This is a genomic window from Rhodococcus xishaensis, from assembly GCF_004011825.1.
Taxonomy (GTDB): domain Bacteria; phylum Actinomycetota; class Actinomycetes; order Mycobacteriales; family Mycobacteriaceae; genus Prescottella; species Prescottella xishaensis.
On the sequence record NZ_RKLO01000006.1, the window covers coordinates 307,679 to 324,784 of the forward strand.

16 protein-coding genes and 1 pseudogene are annotated in these 17,106 nt (G+C 64.9%); 10 read left to right on the top strand and 7 right to left on the bottom strand.

Going from position 1 to position 17,106, the window contains the following annotated elements; all coding sequences use genetic code 11:
• Position 1: 1 nt before the first annotated feature.
• Complete coding sequence (locus EGT50_RS15620) at positions 2-430, top strand: Rv0880 family HTH-type transcriptional regulator (RefSeq protein ID WP_127945649.1); 429 nt, start codon at positions 2-4, stop codon at positions 428-430.
• 65 nt (positions 431-495) lie between these two features.
• On the opposite strand, the gene EGT50_RS15625 is transcribed toward EGT50_RS15620, so the two are convergent.
• Genes EGT50_RS15625 through EGT50_RS15635 form a run of 3 tightly spaced genes read right to left on the bottom strand, consistent with a single transcriptional unit; the run spans position 496 to position 4,297 of the window.
• Positions 496-1,500, bottom strand: a complete 1,005-nt coding sequence (locus EGT50_RS15625; RefSeq protein WP_127955571.1) for a winged helix-turn-helix transcriptional regulator — start codon at positions 1,498-1,500, stop codon at positions 496-498.
• Positions 1,501-1,509: 9 nt separating this feature from the next.
• Positions 1,510-3,042: a carotenoid oxygenase family protein gene (locus tag EGT50_RS15630; protein ID WP_127955572.1), complete on the bottom strand. Its 1,533-nt coding sequence runs from the start codon at positions 3,040-3,042 to the stop codon at positions 1,510-1,512.
• Between the two features lie 37 nt (positions 3,043-3,079).
• Positions 3,080-4,297: an acetyl-CoA acetyltransferase gene (locus tag EGT50_RS15635; RefSeq protein WP_127955573.1), complete on the bottom strand. Its 1,218-nt coding sequence runs from the start codon at positions 4,295-4,297 to the stop codon at positions 3,080-3,082.
• Between the two features lie 101 nt (positions 4,298-4,398).
• On the opposite strand from EGT50_RS15635, the gene EGT50_RS15640 reads away from it, so the two are divergent.
• The 3 genes from EGT50_RS15640 to EGT50_RS15650 all read left to right on the top strand — a co-directional run bounded on the left by EGT50_RS15640 (position 4,399) and on the right by EGT50_RS15650 (position 6,756).
• Positions 4,399-5,583 carry a thiolase family protein gene (locus EGT50_RS15640; protein ID WP_127955574.1) on the top strand — a complete coding sequence of 395 codons (1,185 nt, stop codon included), beginning with the start codon at positions 4,399-4,401 and terminating at the stop codon, positions 5,581-5,583.
• A gap of 91 nt (positions 5,584-5,674) precedes the next feature.
• The gene (locus tag EGT50_RS15645; protein WP_127955575.1) at positions 5,675-6,481 is read left to right on the top strand and encodes a TrmH family RNA methyltransferase; all 807 of its coding nucleotides are present in this window, start codon (positions 5,675-5,677) and stop codon (positions 6,479-6,481) included.
• Positions 6,478-6,756 (top strand): DUF2537 domain-containing protein, encoded by a 279-nt coding sequence (locus EGT50_RS15650; protein WP_408014648.1) that lies wholly within the window; start codon positions 6,478-6,480, stop codon positions 6,754-6,756. Before EGT50_RS15645 ends, EGT50_RS15650 begins: the two co-directional genes overlap by 4 nt.
• 10 nt (positions 6,757-6,766) lie before the next feature.
• On the opposite strand, the gene EGT50_RS17420 is transcribed toward EGT50_RS15650, so the two are convergent.
• The 4 genes from EGT50_RS17420 to EGT50_RS15670 all read right to left on the bottom strand — a co-directional run bounded on the left by EGT50_RS17420 (position 6,767) and on the right by EGT50_RS15670 (position 10,832).
• On the bottom strand, positions 6,767-7,474 hold the full coding sequence (locus EGT50_RS17420; protein ID WP_408014649.1) for a DUF6928 family protein: 708 nt from the start codon (positions 7,472-7,474) through the stop codon (positions 6,767-6,769).
• Between the two features lie 5 nt (positions 7,475-7,479).
• Positions 7,480-8,340, bottom strand: coding sequence for a septation protein SepH (sepH, locus tag EGT50_RS15660; RefSeq protein WP_206615845.1), 861 nt, complete (start codon positions 8,338-8,340; stop codon positions 7,480-7,482).
• A gap of 189 nt (positions 8,341-8,529) precedes the next feature.
• Positions 8,530-9,648 (bottom strand): phosphoserine transaminase, encoded by a 1,119-nt coding sequence (gene serC, locus EGT50_RS15665; protein ID WP_127955578.1) that lies wholly within the window; start codon positions 9,646-9,648, stop codon positions 8,530-8,532.
• Between the two features lie 56 nt (positions 9,649-9,704).
• Entirely contained in the window at positions 9,705-10,832 is a 1,128-nt protein-coding gene (locus tag EGT50_RS15670; protein ID WP_127955579.1) for a citrate synthase 2, read from the bottom strand.
• Between the two features lie 284 nt (positions 10,833-11,116).
• Here EGT50_RS15670 and pdxH point away from each other — a divergent pair, with 284 nt between their 5' ends.
• From pdxH to EGT50_RS15695, 6 genes and pseudogenes are all read left to right on the top strand, one after another.
• Positions 11,117-11,767: a pyridoxamine 5'-phosphate oxidase gene (gene pdxH / locus EGT50_RS15675; protein WP_127955580.1), complete on the top strand. Its 651-nt coding sequence runs from the start codon at positions 11,117-11,119 to the stop codon at positions 11,765-11,767.
• An 8-nt stretch (positions 11,768-11,775) separates the two neighbouring features.
• A complete protein-coding gene (locus EGT50_RS15680) occupies positions 11,776-12,708 on the top strand; it encodes a carbohydrate kinase family protein (RefSeq protein WP_235870772.1) in 933 nt (310 codons plus the stop codon).
• A 57-nt stretch (positions 12,709-12,765) separates the two neighbouring features.
• Positions 12,766-14,064, top strand: a complete 1,299-nt coding sequence (locus EGT50_RS15685) for a citrate synthase (protein ID WP_127955582.1) — start codon at positions 12,766-12,768, stop codon at positions 14,062-14,064.
• Between the two features lie 32 nt (positions 14,065-14,096).
• Positions 14,097-14,447: pseudogene (locus EGT50_RS17295) on the top strand (FKBP-type peptidyl-prolyl cis-trans isomerase); the annotation flags it as partial.
• Positions 14,442-14,822, top strand: coding sequence for an FKBP-type peptidyl-prolyl cis-trans isomerase (locus tag EGT50_RS17300; RefSeq protein WP_328590653.1), 381 nt, complete (start codon positions 14,442-14,444; stop codon positions 14,820-14,822). The pseudogene EGT50_RS17295 and the gene EGT50_RS17300, both read left to right, overlap by 6 nt.
• A 903-nt stretch (positions 14,823-15,725) precedes the next feature.
• On the top strand, positions 15,726-17,106 hold a 1,381-nt coding region (locus EGT50_RS15695; protein ID WP_164873429.1), incomplete at its 3' end, for a condensation domain-containing protein.

Genomic DNA, 17,106 nt, shown 5'->3' on the forward strand with positions numbered 1-17,106 from the left:
TGTGACATCGGATACTCGCGCCCTTGCCAGCGACCTTTCCCTTGCGGTGGTGCGTTTGACGCGACACCTGCGTGGGCGGAGAAGCGATGCGCAGGTGACGTTGACGCAGTTGTCGGCCCTCGCCACACTCAGCACCGAGGGTGCCATGACTCCCGGTGCGCTCGCCGCTCGCGAGAAGGTGCAGCCGCCGTCGATGACCCGAGTCATCGCCTCGCTCGGCGATCTCGGACTGGTCGATCGCGCACCGCATCCCACCGACGGGCGCCAGATCATCGTTTCGCTGTCCAGTGCGGGCCAGGCCCTCATGGAAAGTGAAACTCAGGCTCGCGAGGCGTGGATGACCGAAAAGCTGTCGCACCTCGACGACGAGCAACGCGCGACCTTGCGTGACGCCGTGGTCATCCTCACGTCCCTCGTCGAGAACGACTGACCGGCGTCCGTGCCTGGGTCCGAACAGGTTCGGGCCCAGGCTTTTTCGTTCCGGCCGCCACGGGGTCAGAGCGTATTCGGTGTGCCACCGCGGGATAAGTCCGCGGTTCGGGTCTCCACCGAAACCGTCGGCGCGTCCAGCTCGAGACTGCACTCACTGCACGCCAGTCGTGGAGTGAACGCGTCACCGCAGGTGGTGTGCGTGAAGGAGATCGCGTCGCCCTCCGGAGCCGGGAACCAGCGCTGACCCCACGCGATCATCGACACCACGACCGGGAAGAAGGCCCGGCCTTTCTCGGTCAATTGGTATGTCACCCGGTCGGCGCGTTCTGTATTGGGGCATTCGCGTAGAACGCCGAGTTCGGTGAACGTGCGCAATCGATCCGCCACGATGGTGGGTGAGGCCTGCATTCGCTCGGCGAATTCGCTGTAGCGCGTGGCGCCGAAGAACGCGGCCCCCAGCATCGCGGCCGACCACCGGTTGCCGAGCAGTTCCATGGTCTGCGGCACCACCCGTGGCGGACGGGCGGCGCCGCTGGATCGACGCCGGTTCGTTGCTGCGGGAACACTGCGGGTCCATCCGCCGCTGGGTCCCATCTCGGCGAAGACGTTGCGTACGCCGGCGGGACGGCCGCAGGACGCACACGACAGGAGTGGGGTGAACAGACGGTTGCACGTGGTGTGACGCATAAGTGGGAGCACACCCTCGTCGGGTGTCCACCGCAGTTCCCAGGACCACACCGTCAGCAGAACCGACCACAACTGCTGACCACACGCGGTGCGCCGGTACTCGTACCGAGGTGGCTTGTCCTGATAGCGAATTCGGTCGAACATCCCTGCCCCGGTGAGGGTCGCCAGCCGCGACGACAGGACCGCGTGCGAGATTCCGCCTATGCGCATCCAGTCGCTGTAGCGTTTGGCGCCCTGGAAAGAATGACGCAGTATCCAAAGGTTCCACTCGTCGCCGAGCAGTCCGAGCGTCACGGCGATCGCGTTGTCTCCGCCAGGAACGAGCTCGCGCCCGGCCGACGGAATCGTCGGCCCCGCATCGGGCGCATGCTCGTCGGACATCTCTCGGAACTATAGTCCGGTTCGATCGAACCCCATCGCCTCCGTGGGGTCGTCGGAGGTCCGCCAGTGCGGCAGGTCCGCCCCCGGTGCCCAGGTCGAATGTGTACCGCTGGAGATACGCTCCGGCAACCGGATCCGTGCCACGGGGCCATCGGCGACGTTGGCGGCGTCGAACACCAGGCACTCCGACAGGTCTCTGTCGACGTCCGAGACGATCGTCACCAGATACCCGTCGTCCTCGCCGCTCGCGCCGACGCGAGGAGCCATCGCGGTCTCGCTACCGAAGACGCCTTCGCCGAAGGTGTACCGCTCCTCGCGGCCGGTGAGCGTGTCGTGCCTGACGAGACCGTCGAACAGGAACCAGCCGGGGACGCCGGTCGCGGCGTAGGTGTAGCGGTGCTGCCTACCGGCGTGGTGCGGGTTGATCATCCCGAACTCGGTTACGGTCTCCGACAGGCGTTCCTCCCGTACCTCGCCCGTGCGTAGGTTCAGGCGCCACCGGTGCAGGTGTGTCCCCATTCGGTCGAGCGCGAGGGACCGGAACAGTCGCTGGTAGATCCCACCCTCGCCGTTGTCCTCCGGTTCCGGGTACTCCTGGTGGAAGCCCTCGAGGACGATCTCGTCGCCGCTCTCGTATGCATTGGTCCAGTGCAGGACGTACGTTGATGAGGCCTCGAACCAGCGGATCTGGTCGGAGGTTCCGCGCCGCGGAATCACACCGAGCCGTAGGGGCATGTCCGGATGGAACTTCGGCCTGTACTTGCCCGCCGCGAGCGCTTCGGGCAGCCAGAACAACGGGCAGTCGTTGAGGATGGCGTAGTTGTCGGTGAACGCCATGTCGTGCGGCAGTCGGGGACCGGGCAGTTCGATGTCGACGTAGTGGACCAGACGGTCGTCGGAGTCGATGACTCCGTAGTGCATGTACGGCGCCTCGGTTCCGTAGTTGAAGAACAACATTTCACCGGTGCGGTCGTCGACCTTGGGGTGTGCCGACACTCCTTGGCTCGTGGGGAACTGACCGCCCCAGGTCGCCTTGCCCAGCGTCTCGAGCGTCGTCGGTTCGAGCCGGTAGAGGTCGCCGCACTGCCAGAAACTCGTGAGCGCGACACCGTTGTGCACGACGACATCCGTACTGGATGCGTCCTTCATCCTTCCGCGCGCGCCCCAACCGTCCTGACGGATCGAGCGTTCCGGGCGCTCCGCGATTCCCGCCCACAGAGCACCACCCGCAGTTTGTTCCGCCAGGAAGCCGTCGGTCTTCACGAAGCGGTTGCGGTAGAACGCCTTTCCATCACGGAAGCCGACCGCATGGATCATGGCGTCACCGTCGAACGGGTGGTACCTGCCGTCGAGTGCTGGGTGTACCGGATTCTCGGTGTTGCGCAGGTAGACCCCGTCGAGGTCCGGCGGCAGTTCCCCGACGATCTCGAGGTCGTCGGCGCTTCGCTCGATGCTCTGGGGGCGCCAAGCTCCGGTCCGGTAGGGGTGGTCGTCGTCCGCGGGCAGCGTCGTCAGAGCGCGCCCGAGTACCTCGATCTCCATGTTCTTCGTCTCCTGTACCGATCAGTGTCCGAGAATGTCAGTGTCCGAGAATGAAACTGGCTGTCGTTGCTGTACTTCCGCCGATATTCAGCATCGCGGCGCGATGTGCTCCCTCCACCTGATTCGCGTCGGCACGGCCTGTCACCTGTCGGTGGCAGTCGAACAGCATCCGGATGCCGGTCGCGCCGACCGGGTGCCCGACGCCGAGGAGGCCGCCGCTGGGATTGACCGGAATCCGTCCGCCGATCTCGAGGTCGCCTTCCTCGACGGCTCGCCAACTCTCGCCTGGTGCAGTGATACCGAAGTGGTCGATGGCTAGGTACTCGCTGATGGTGAAGCAGTCGTGAGTCTCGATCAGGTCGAGGTCGCCGACGTCGGTTATGCCGGCGCGAGTGAAGGCGTCATTGATGGTGTCGCGCACATGTGGGAGCACGTACTTGTCACCGCTACTTCGCGAGAGTTTGTCTGCCAGGGAAAGTCCCACTGTCCGGTGGCCCCACCCGAGGATTCTCGACTGCACTGCGGGGCTTCGCTGCGCGGCAGGGTGATCGGGTCGTACCAGGACAACGCCGGCGGCGCCGTCGGTGATCGGCCCGCAGTCAGCTTTTCGGAGGCGGCCCTCGACCGGAGGGTTGGCCACCAGGTCGCTGCTGAACGACGCTGCATCTCGATGCCAGTGCCGGGTCTGCGCCAGGGGATTGCGGCCGGCGTTGCGTGCGTTGAGTTCCGCGATGGCCCACAGATGCCGGTCGTCGAGACCGAACCTCCGGTCATACTCATCGGCGATCTGGTCGAACATATACGGCCAGATGAACTTTGCGTCCTCCCCTTCGCGCCCAACCCACGTCGCAGCCCCCATGTGCCGGGCTCCGACCTCGGTCGGCACGGTCTTCTCGAGCTCGGCCCCGATCACGAGCGCGCAGTCGTAGCGGCCGGATTCGAGATCCGCCATGGCTGCGAGGAGTGCGAGAGACCCCGACGCACAGGCGCCCTCGTGCCGGGTCGCGGGGACACCCCATAGGTCGGGTAGCACCGACGCCGGCATGGCGCCCAGGTGCCCCTGGCCTGTGAACAGTTGGCCGAACGCGTTGCCGACATGAACAACACCGATGGCTTCGGCGTCGAGTTCGGCGTCGGCGAGGGTGCCCTCGACGACCTCGCGAACGAGGTCTGCGATGTCGAGCCCTTCCCGGGTGAGGTTTCGGGCGAAGTCTGTTTGGTAGCCACCGATTACTCGGATCGTGTCAGCAGTCATGTCAGCCGCGTTCTTCCTGGAGGTGTTGCGGTTCCGTTGGGTCGAGACTACAACTAACAGAGTGAGGCGGACCACATATTCGCGAGGAAGGTGGTGATTCGATGACGAGGGCACTGGTCTTCGACGCCGTTCGACTACCCCGCGGGCGGGTACGGCGGGACGGTGGTTCGCTCGCCGGCATCCGCCCACACGCCCTGTTCGGGCAGTTGCTCACCGCGCTCGAGCAACGCTCCCTCGACCCGTCAGTGGTCGACGACATCGTCCTCGGAGTCAGTACCGTCAGCGGAGAGCAGGCCGGCAATCTCGCCCGAGCATCGGCCCTGGCGGTCGGGTGGCCGGACACGGTCGGCGGCACGGTCGTCTCACGTCTGTGCTGTTCAGGAATAGAGGCACTCGCGACCGCCGCGGCGAAGGTCGTTGCCGGGCAGGCAGGTGTGCTCGTCGCGGGCGGTGTCGAGTCGATGTCGCGGGTGCCGTTGCTCTCTGACGACCCCGCGATCGCGACGGACCAGGACCTGGGGGAGTCCACCGGGTTCGTGACCATCGGGGTGTCGGCGGACGCAACCGCCGCCGCAAACGACATCGCTCGGGATGCCCTGGACTCTTGGGCAGTCGAATCACATCACCGTGCATCGAAGGCGTCGCCTTCGGACGCGGTGGTCCCGGCTCGATCCGGCGGCGACGTGGTCCTCGCCGCGGACGAGGGGGCCCGTCCCGAGGTCACCGTCGAACAGTTTGCAGGGCTGCCGGCACTGTTCGGCGACGACGCCGGGTGGGGGCGGGTGCAACGAAGACTCCCGACGCTAAAACCCCCGTCCGCAGGTCTGCACTCGATCGCGACCGCACCACAACTCGCGGACGGCGCAGCGGCGGCTGTGATCGCGCACCCGTCGGCAGCGAGCCGACTGGGTAGCCGACCCGTCGCCGAGATCGTCGCGGTCTCGCATCGCGCCGTCCGTTCTCCACTGCTGGATGCCCCCATCGATGCGACCCGGGATGCGCTGCACCGGGCCGGTATCGAGGCCCGGCACCTCGACACCGTCGAGGCCAACGAATCCTTCGCGGTCAGTCCGTTGCTGATCATGCGCGAATTCGATCTCGATCCTCGTCGCGTGAATCCGACCGGTGGCGCGCTCGCCGTCGGTCACCCACTAGGCGCGACCGGCGGCAACCTCCTGGTCACCGCGCTCGACACATTGCGCCGAATCGACGGTGAGCACGCACTTGTCACGATCCCGGCCGCACTCGGGCTGGGGTCAGCCCTCGTTCTGCGCCGGCTCGAATGATTCATCCGGCCAGGCCAAACCGCCAGGTCCGGTGGGTACGCTCCCACCGACGGCCACCGCGCCGCCAAACGGCATACGGCACGATAGATCCGTGGTTCACGTCATCGACATCGCAGAGCCGTCCGACCCGCGGTTGGACGACTATCGAGATCTCAACTCGTCCGACCGCCGACCCGATCTGCCCGAGGGCAAGGGGTTGGTGATCGCCGAGGGTGTGTTGGTGGCGCAGCGGATGCTCGCGTCCCGGTTCTCGCCGATCAGTCTGCTGGGGGTGGACCGACGGCTCGGTGAGCTGTCCGAGGACCTCACGGACATCGACGTACCGTTCTACCGAACCTCCGCCGAGGTCATGGCGGAGGTGGTGGGATTCCATCTCAATCGGGGCGTGCTGGCCGCTGCCCACCGTCCGCCGATGCTGGACCTCGAGGATGTCCTTCGCAGCGCGCGGACGGTGGCGATCCTCGAGGGTGTCAACGACCACGAGAACATCGGTTCGATGTTCCGCAACGCGGCGGGTCTCGGTGCGGACGCAATCCTGTTCGGTGCCGCGTGTGCCGACCCGCTCTATCGTCGGGCGGTGCGGGTGTCGATGGGGCACGTGCTGAGGGTGCCGTTTGCGCGTGTACCGGATTGGCCACGAGGTCTGAACATTCTGCGTGACAGGGGGTTCCAGCTGATATCGCTGACCCCCAACCCAGCGGCGGTCCCGCTGGCGAAAGCCATGACGGGGGGGAAGGTGGCGGTTCTACTCGGTGCGGAAGGGCCCGGGCTGACTGAACACGCCATGCGAGCCACCGATGTTCGCGCCCGCATCCCGATGGCGCCGGGCACCGACTCGCTCAATGTCGCGACTGCGGCGGCTATGGCGTTCTACGAGCGTGTTCGGACGGCGCCGTGACGTTGGGTACCGAGGCCGAGCCACCCCCGTGGGCCACGGGGTTGCTCGTCAGCGCCTTCGCTGCGATCTTCACGCTCGTCGGTGTGGTCGCGTTCGGGGTTGCCTTGGCAAAGATCCATCCGCTGATCGCCGTGGGATTCAATCTCGTAGTCGTCGGCGGTGCTGCGCCGACCCTGTGGCGGTGGCGGCACGTCCCGGTGTGGCGATGGGTTGTCTATGGCGTGATCGTGGGAGTGGTGTTCGGATGGACTGCGCTGCTTCTCGGCTTGTTCTGACTTCTCGGTGCTACTTGCGGAACAAGCGCGTCAAGAGCGACCGCCGCTTCGAACGTTCCTGCTCGCGTTCGGCAAGACGCCGCACTGAAGTGGGGATGTCACCTGCGGGGTAGATGGCGAACCGGGACACGCTGATCGATGCGGGGTCCAGGTCCTCGCCCAGCCATGCGCGCGAGGCTGCTTCGGCGAACTCGGCGGGATCGAAAGGCAGTGTCTGGGGATCGGGCAGCACGTCGACCGACGGCTGCATCGGGTGCTCACCCGCCCAGAACGGACGTTCCCACACCTGGGGTAGGCCGAGGTCCTCGACGATGTTAATGGGCGTGGCACTGAACGATCGTTTGAGTTCCGCACCGTCCCAGTGCGCGAATACGCCCCACGAACCGGCCCCCGTCACGGAACTCGAGGAATAGAGATAGGTATGACGGAAGCCGGTCGGGCTGATCCATTGGTTCACCAATGAAGAGGGGACCGGGGGGAGCGATTCGCCCGTTCGGACTATCGAGACCCCGGAGAAACACCCGACGACAACTTCTCCCTCATCGAGTTCCGTTGCTTCGGACAGAGGTTCGTCCCCAACACGTGTCACCTCGAGACCTGGGTGCAACTGGACGACGAGAGCCTGGGCGGCCTCTCGGTCGGACGCCGCATCCCGCAGGACGGCCGTGGGATCATCGACGTCGACGTACCAGAGCGTGGAAGCGTTTACCCCCGACACCGGCGTCAGCCGCGTCCGTTACTCCGAACGCCCAGCAGGACGTCGTCCCAGGACGGCAGGGCGGGCTTGCCACGCTTGTCCTTTCCGGGGGTGTGTTGCGGCGCGACCTTGGGTTCGTGCTCGGCACCGTCGGCGACCTCGTCGAGGTCGTCGTCGATGTCATCGTCCGCCAACGAGATCGGAGGTTCTGCCGCGGCTTCGTGATCGTGCTCGTTGTCCTGCTCGAACTCTTCCAGACCGCATGCGCCGTCCTGAGGAACCGGGTCGAGGCCACGCAGGAGCCGACCGAAGTCTGGATCGACGAGCTGTGTTGCGGTGTCGTCCAGCGCCGTGAGGCTCCCGCCGTGCGAGTCCGGCTGGAACCGCCAGTGCGCCGCGTTGATCGTGCGGCCGGCCTGCCACTGCAGCTGGGCCACCCAGTGGCCGTCCTCGTCTTTCCATGCGTCCCATGTCGCGGCGTCGAGGTCGTGGCCGCGGGCGCGGAACGCCTGTCCGACGATCTCGGCGAGGGTGTCTACAGCGGGGCCGTCGGGCAGGACCGGGTGACCGCCCTTGGCCATGTCCGCGGCCCGGGAGCGCTCGAGAAGTACCGGGTAGGCGAAGCGTTCCACTTTGGAAAGAGGAACACCCGCCTCCTCGGCGACCTGCTCGATCGAGGCGCCGCAGCGGATCCGGGCCTGGATGTCGCGGGGCCGCATCTGGCAGTCCGCCTCGATCTCGATCTGACCGAGGCGCGCGATATCGCCGCGCGAAGCGGCGCGGAGCTTGTCGTCGGCCGGAATCCGGAACTTCGCTCCTGTTTCGGGCTCCGAACACACCACATGCGCGCCGCCCGGTTCGAGTCCGATCACTCGCAGCTCTCGCACGTCCGTCCTCCTCATCGCGCCTACCGCGATCATTTCAAGATCGACTGTAATTCATCCGTGACCGCCGAGCCCGGAAGGACACGCGCACCCTACTATCTCTCCGCTCGCGTGTCGCAGCTGTCGGTGAAACGCAGCTGCCGGTGAAACGCAGCCGTCGGTGAGTCGAGGGTGCCGTGCCGAGGGTGCGAACTAGCCGAGCTGAGAAACGACCCAGTCGATGCACTTGGTCAGCTGGGTGACGTCGTCGGGATCGATCGCCGGGAACATGCCGATGCGCAGCTGGTTCCGGCCCAGCTTGCGGTACGGCTCAGTGTCGACGATGCCGTTGGCACGCAGGATCTTCGCGACCTGAGCAGCGTCCACCGACTCGGCGAAGTCGACGGTGCCGACCACCTGGGACCGCAGCGCCGGATCGGCCACGAACGGCGTCGCGTACTCGGAGGCCTCGGCCCACTGGTACAGACGTGACGAAGAGTCCTTCGTACGGCCGGTGGCCCAGTCCAAGCCGCCGTTGCTGTTCATCCATTCGATCTGGTTGACGAACAACAGCAGCGTCCCAAGCGCCGGGGTGTTGTACGTCTGGTCCTTGGTGGAGTTGTCGATCGCGATCGGCAGCGACAGGAAATCCGGTGCCCAACGGCCCGATTCCTTGATCTCGGCGACGCGCTCGAGCGCCGCCGGGCTCATCAGTGCGATCCACAGGCCACCGTCGGCGGCGAAGCACTTCTGCGGCGCGAAATAGTAGACATCGGCGTCGGCAGCGTTGACCGGCAGACCGCCGGCACCCGATGTGGCGTCGATCGCGATGAGCGCGTTCTCGGAGCCCGCAGGACGGGTCACCGGCACGGCGACACCCGTCGAGGTCTCGTTGTGGGCCCAGCCGATGAGGTCGACGGAACCGTCGGCGACAATCTCCGGTGCACTACCCGGGTCGCTCGAGACGACGACCGGGTCGCCGATGAGCGGGTTGTTCTTCGCGACGGCTGCGAACTTCGACGAGAACTCGCCGTAGGTGAAGTGCTGCGAACGCTCCCGGATCAGGCCGAACGCAGCCGCATCCCAGAACGCGGTGGTGCCGCCGTTGCCGAGGACGACTTCGTAGCCTTCGGGCAGTGAGAACAGCTCACGCAGCCCGGAACGCACGCGTCCGACGACGTCCTTGACGGGCTTCTGTCGGTGGCTGGTGCCGAACACCGAAGCGCCGACGTCGACCAGGGACTGCAACTGTTCGGGGCGGACCTTGGACGGTCCGCAACCGAAGCGGCCGTCAACGGGCTTGAGGTCGGCGGGGATGATCGGTGTGCTCATCGGTACGGGATGTCCTTTGTCTGTTGTGCTCGGATGTGGTCGGACGGCCAGTTGTTCTAGCAGTCCGAAATCCGGTCCCAGCCCTCGACCGACTCGGGGGTGCGGGGTTCGGGGCCGGTGTAGATCGCGGCCGGGCGGACGAGCTTGCCCAGACGCTTCTGTTCCATGATGTGTGCGCACCAACCGGCGGTGCGACCGCAGGTGAACATTGCCGGCATCATGTGCGCGGGAACCTCGGCGAAGTCGAGGATCACTGCCGCCCAGAACTCGACGTTGGTCTCGATCGCGCGATCGGGGCGGCGCTCGCGAAGTTCAGCGAGCGCGGCCTGCTCGAGTGCCGCGGCCACCTCGAATCGGGGGGCGTTCAGGCGCTTGGCGGTCTCACGGAGCACCCGCGCACGCGGGTCCTCGGCCCGGTAGACCCGGTGGCCGAACCCCATGAGCTTCTCCTTGCGGTCGAGGATGCCCTTGACGAGCGCGCGGGCATCACCGGTGCGCTCGGTCTCCTCGATCATCGGCAACACGCGGGCCGGGGCACCGCCGTGCAGCGGACCCGACATCGCGCCGATCGCGCCGGACAGCGACGCCGCGACGTCGGCTCCGGTGGAGGCGATCACCCGCGCGGTGAAGGTGGACGCGTTCATGCCGTGTTCGGCGGCCGAGACCCAGTACGCGTCGATGGCTTCGATGTGGCGCGGGTCCGGGTCACCCTTCCACCTGGTCATGAAGCGCGCCGTCACGGTGGGGCACTCGTCGATGACCTTCTGCGGTACGGCTGGCTGGTATATGCCGCGCGCAGACTGCGCGACGTACGACAACGCCATCACCGAGGCACGGGCGAGGTTCTCACGTGCAGTCTCGGTGTCGATGTCGAGTAGCGGCTGGTAGCCCCAGATGGGGGCAAGCATCGCGAGGCCGGCCTGTACGTCGACACGGACATCGCCGGTGTGGATGGGAAGCGGGAAGGGTTCGGCCGGAGGCAGACCTTCACCGAACTTGCCGTCGACCAACAGAGCCCACACGTCACCGAACGTGACCCGACGAGCCACCAGATCTTCGATATCGACGCCGCGGTAGCGCAGTGCGCCGCCATCCTTGTCCGGCTCGGCGATATCGGTGGTAAAGGCGACGACGCCCTCGAGACCACTGACGAAATCCTCGGGTACTGCAGCGCTGGGTGCCATTGCTCCTGGACTCTCCTCATCCCAGTGCCGCCCGTGAGAGCCGCACCGCCTTGTGTTGATTCGGCTTTCGACCACTCGACCTGCGATCCGTCTGACTGGCCCGCGCCCATCCGCGCATTTCGTGCTTGCCTGTGCCCACCCGGGAGGAATGAAGACTGTCGCCGGGTACAGCCCAAACTCTAGCCGGTCGCACCAGTGGCCTCATCAGCGCGTACCCGGGAGTAGCGTCTGCACCTGTGTCGTCAGATTCCCGCAGAGGTCCCCGGAACTCCGATCTCACCGCAATGAGAACGAGCTACGGAGAAATCGGGCCCGAACGGCCGGTCGTCGAGCCTGATCTGGAGCCGTCCTGGCTCGACGGCGGTTGGCCGGCACTGGCACGCAAGTGGATCGAGCAGGCGGTCGAGGCAGGACTCCCAGAGCCCAACGCAATGGTGCTCGGCACCGTCGATGGGGACGGCCACCCGTGCACCAGGACCGTATTGTGCAAGGGCATCGGCACCGACGGCGTGCTGTTCTTCACCAACTACGAGTCCGACAAGGGCAGGCAGCTCGCGGCGACGCCGTATGCGTCAGTGACGTTCATGTGGGCTCCGCTGGCTCACCAGATCACGATCCGTGGCCCAGTCGAACGAACCAGCGCCGAGGTCACAGCCGATTATTGGAACAGCCGTCCACGGGGCTCGCGCCTGGGTGCGTGGGCCTCGCGGCAATCCCGGCCGATCGCGTCGCGGGCGGATCTCGACGCCCAACTCGTCGATGCGGGGCAAGAGCACGGCGTCGACGCCGACGTCCCGGTCCCCGATTACTGGGGTGGGTTCCGGATTCGGCCGGAGTCCGTCGAGTTCTGGCAGGGCCGACCCAACCGGATGCACAACCGCATCCGAACCCGACTGGTCGACGATGTATGGATGGTCGAGCGTCTGCAGCCGTAGGAGCGAGAGTGTCTGAAGTGCGCATCCGCCCGACGATCGCCGTGTGCGGTGAGGCCCTCGTCGATCTCGTGTCGACGGGCGACCAGACATTCGAGGCTCGTCTGGGAGGAGGACCGTTCAATGTCGCGGTGACAGTTGGGCGCCTCGGCAGTCCAGTCGGGTTCTGTTCGCGTATCTCCACCGACCCGTTCGGGGAGCGACTGATCGCGGCACTGACCGCATCTGGGGTGGACCTCGGACTGGTCCAGCGCGGACCCGAGCCCACCACGCTCGCGGTCACCGGTATCGACTCCGACGGGAGTGCGCGCTACACCTTCTACGCCGACGGCACCGCCGATCGGTTCGTCACCGACCCCGGTTCGCTTCCGGAATCGTTGGTCGCGGTTTCGTTCGGGACGCTGTCTCTCGTGTTCGAACCCGGCGCGAGCGCCTATGCCGACCTGCTGCGCCGCAGTCACGACGAGGGACGGTTGATCATCCTCGACCCCAACATCCGCCCGGCGGTCTTCCCAGACGACTACCGCCGGCGTTTCGTCGACCTGCTGCCGGCGGTCGACGTCTTGAAGGTCTCGGACGACGACGTCCATTGGCTAGGACAGGGGTTGGACGGGACGACACCCGCGCAGTGGCTCGAGGGTGGCGCCACCGCGATCGTCACCACGCACGGGGCCGACGGGTTGAGCGTGCAGACATCGCGTCTGCACGTGCAGGTTCCGGGTCTCAGGGTACCGGTGTCGGACACCATCGGTGCAGGTGACACGGTCCACGGCGCGCTTCTGCACTGGTTCGCCGATCACGGACTTCTCGGTCCGGCTTCGGTTGCGGCGCTCGACGGGGGACAATGGCAGGACGCCCTGGAATTCGCTGCTCACGCGGCGGCGGTCACGGTTTCGCGGCCTGGGGCGGACCCTCCCTGGGCATCGGAGCTCACGGGCGACTAGTTTCTACTTGAACGCTACGAAGTTACTCGCTGGTCTGAGTTTGAGAGGGATCCTTCCGTGCCCGCTGAGAATGACAACAAGCCGACACTCAGCTACCCCGGTGGCGAGCACACGATGTCCATCGCCCAGGCGACTGAAGGCAACGACGGCATCGAGCTGGGCAAGCTCCTTGCCGACACGGGTTACACGACGCTCGACCCGGGCTTCGTCAACACCGCGTCCACCAGTTCCGCAATCACCTACATCGACGGCGAGAATGGGATCCTCCGCTACCGCGGGTATCCCATCGAGGAACTCGCCGAACGCTCTTCGTTCATCGAGGTCAGCTACCTGCTGATTTATGGCGAGCTGCCCACGCAGTCGCAGCTGGAGGTATTCACGGACAGGATCCGTCGCCACACCCTGCTACACGAAGACCTCAAGCGTTTCTTCGACGGTTTCCCGCGAAACGCGCACCCGATGCCGGTGCTTTCGAGCGCGGTCAACGCGCTCTCCGCCTACTACCAGGACTCGTTGGACCCGGACGACCCGCAGCAGGTCGAGCTCTCCACGATCCGACTCCTCGCGAAGCTGCCCACGATCGCGGCCTACGCATACAAGAAGTCGGTCGGTCAGCCCTTCCTCTACCCGGACAACTCGCTGAGCCTCGTCGAGAACTTCCTCCGCATGACGTTCGGCTTCCCGGCGGAGCCTTACGAGGTCGATCCTGAGGTAGCCAAGGCCCTCGACATGCTGCTGATCCTGCACGCCGACCACGAGCAGAACTGCTCGACGTCGACTGTCCGCATGGTCGGCTCCTCCGATGCGAACCTGTTCACGTCGGTTTCCGCGGGTATCAACGCGCTGTGGGGCCCGCTCCACGGTGGGGCCAATCAGGCTGTGCTCGAGATGCTCGACGAGATCGCTGCCAGTGGCGGTGACGTCAAGGAGTTCGTCCGCAAGGTCAAGAACAAGGAAGACGGCGTGAAGCTGATGGGCTTCGGTCACCGTGTCTACCGCAACTACGATCCGCGTGCCGCTCTCGTCAAGCAGACCGCGCACTCTGTGCTCGACAAGCTCGGTGGCGACGACAAGCTCCTCGAGATCGCGATGAACCTCGAAGAGACGGCGCTCACGGACGAGTACTTCATCGATCGCAAGTTGTACCCGAACGTCGACTTCTACACAGGTCTGATCTACCGCGCGATGGGCTTCCCGACGCGCATGTTCACGGTCCTCTTCGCACTCGGCCGCCTGCCCGGCTGGATCGCGCACTGGCGCGAGATGCACGAGGACCCCGCGACCAAGATCGGCCGTCCGCGTCAGATCTACACCGGCTACACCCAGCGCGGCTACGTCGACCTGTCGGCCCGCTGACCCGTTCCGCCCGACCGATCGGACAGATCATCATGAGCACCAAGCCCGAGATCGAGTTCCAGGAGGGTCCCGCGCCCGCCGAACTCGCCGTCAAAGACATCGTCGTCGGCGAAGGCCCCGAGGCCACGCCCGGCGCCAAGGTCGAGGTTCACTACGTCGGCGTCGATTTCGACTCCGGCGAGGAGTTCGACTCGTCGTGGAGCCGCGGCGAGTCCATCGCCTTCCCCTTGCAGGGCCTCATCGCCGGCTGGCAGGAAGGCATCCCGGGCATGAGGGTCGGCGGTCGGCGCCAGCTGACCATTCCGCCGGAGCTCGCGTACGGTCCTGCCGGTGGTGGCCATCAGCTGTCGGGTAAGACGCTGGTGTTCGTGATCGACCTGCTCGACGTTGTCGTACCGCCTGAGCCGCCGGTCATTGCGCCATCCGAGGGTCCCGCCCCGGCCGAGCTGGTGATCGAGGACATCACCGTCGGTGAGGGCGCCGAGGCCCAGCCGGGTGGGATCGTGGACGTGCATTACCACGGCGTCGAGTACGAAACGAACGAGGTGTTCGACTCGTCGTTCCTCCGTGGCGACTCTGTGAAGTTCCCGTTGAACAGGCTGATCCCGGGCTGGCAGGAAGGCATCCCCGGCATGAAGGTCGGCGGTCGTCGCAAGCTCACGGTCCCGCCGGAGCTCGCGTACGGTCCCGCCGGTGGTGGCCATCAGCTGTCCGGTAAGACGCTGGTGTTCGTGATCGAGCTGCTCGACACGAACTAGTACGCGGACACATCGACGGCCCAGTAATTCAGGCGGTTCGACCGCTCGAACCGCCTGAGGCTGGGACGCCGCGGCACGCCTGCTGGTTGACTCGCCCGCGGACTCGGGGCAACGCTGGGAAGCTGCGTATTGGGGCGGCCAACGACTGCACCCATGGCCCGGCCCGGCGACATATCGGCCTGCAGACCCTGGCCACATACGATTTCGAATCCAGCGGCACTCACTCGTGGGCCCATTGGTAGGACGAATTGCGCAATTGCTGGCCGGTGGTAGCGGATTCGACGGGGGTGTAGTCGGCAGGTCCGTCGCAAAAGTGGCTTGTGCGTGGAGTTGGCAACTACCGGCCTGGCTCCGTATGCCACTCTCAACGCCGGGCGGGCGAATTCGGCGACGTCTTGCATCTGCCAGAGCTGTTTCGCGACTTGCCGTTTCAGGCACTACGTCGCCTTGCACGGTCGGACCGGGGCGGAAGCCGCATCGAAACGCTCGCGCTGCACTCCTGCAATACAGGACACATAAGATCTATCGAACCAAATGGCCGATGTCGTTCCACTCGAGTGATGTCGTTCCACTTGAGGTCGATTGCGGAGCTGCACGCGATCATTCGCGACCCGTGGACATCGGTGGAAGGGAAGGTTGACGGGACTCAAGGTTGCTGTGGCGATACGAGTTCGGGGTGTCGCCAGCGGCTCGTCGCCGTGGTGGTCTGACCGTCTACTGCCCGAGTGCCTTGCACTGGGAGGTCTCTACTCAGCTCATTAGTGGATCTGGATCTATTCGGCTAGAAGTACGACTGGCGGCCGAATAGGGGTAGCGCTTTGCGTTGCGCCGGAATCAATTGCGGGTCCTGGAATGTGGACTACGCGCAACGTATGAGCATGAATTGGCAGTATTGGAGGGGTTGTGGAAACCCTTGAACCCGGAATCTCGTTCGCAACGGCCGCGCAGCAAGAGCTTTGGTTTGCACAGCAGCTGAATCCGGCGATGTCCAACAACATTTCCGGGTACCTTGATATTGCCGCCGATATTCAAATCGACCACCTGCTCGACGCAGTCTCCCAAGCTTTCCGCGAATCGCCCTCGCTTGCGGTCAACTTTCGACCAGACGGCTCTTCTCTCCTTCAACTCGAACGGGAACTCGGCGATTGGCAGCCGACCTTCCGTGATCTGAGCGGCCTCGCCGACCCCGAAGCCCGTGCGCATGAACTCATGGAGAGCGTTCTCCTGGAGCCGTTCGATCTCCGCAGGGAAGCCCTCTTCAAGGCAATTGTAATAAGGATCTCACCGCGTCGCGTTTTTGTCTGTGCTGTTTTTCATCACATCGTCATCGATGGCGCAGGAGTGGCAATTATCGCTGCGCGAGTAGTGGAAATCTACAACAATCGTATTGAAGGAAGTGTTCCGGCGGCCGTCGCCTATGCTACGCCGCGCGACATCGCTCAGGTGGACCGAGACTACCGAGAATCCGATCGCTTCGAAGGCGATAAGAATTTCTGGAGCAACTATATCGACGACTCCGTCGAGCCAATAAGAATCGCGGGGACGCCGGATGCAGCACAGGTGTTCAGAGTGCGTACCTCGTTGGATACGTCCGTGAACCTCTTGGTTGCGATAGATGACGCTGCTCGCAGTGTCGGGGTATCGATATCGGAGTTCGTCGCTGCATCGATCGATGTGGCGCTCTACCGCATATCTGGAAATGGGAGGTTTTATACGCAGCTTTCGGTGTCGAATAGACTTGGTCGGATCAAGGGTACGCCATCCCTTCTGTCCAATGTTGTTCCGGTTCAAGTAGAGGTAGAGGGAAATACTGGCTTCGGCGAATTCGCTCAATCGGTTTCTGCTGAAATGTCTCAGGTGCTCCGGCATCGATCCTATCGAATCGCCGATATCCGCCGCGATGCTCGTATGACGACAGATATGGACTCATTCGGCCCAGTGGTGAATATCATGCCGTTCTGCGGCTCCGTCCCTGTTGGGGACGGAGAGGCTGAACTGCGGGGGCTGTCCATTGGTCCTACCGGTGAACTATCGGTGACATTCAATTTTGACTACTCGCTGAATCGGGGTGCGCAGGTTCAGGTAGACGGCGACGTCAGTTTGTTTGGTCCCGCTGATATCGAACTGCTCGCTAGAACTATCCTCGCGGTCCTGTCTGGTGTGGTCGCCGATCCGGGTGTGCGGGTCGGTGAGGTGGAGATCCTCGACGATCGCGAGCGTCGTCGGGTTCTCGAGGTGTGGAACGACACCGCTGTCGCTGTTGCCGAGGCGACGATCGTGGAGT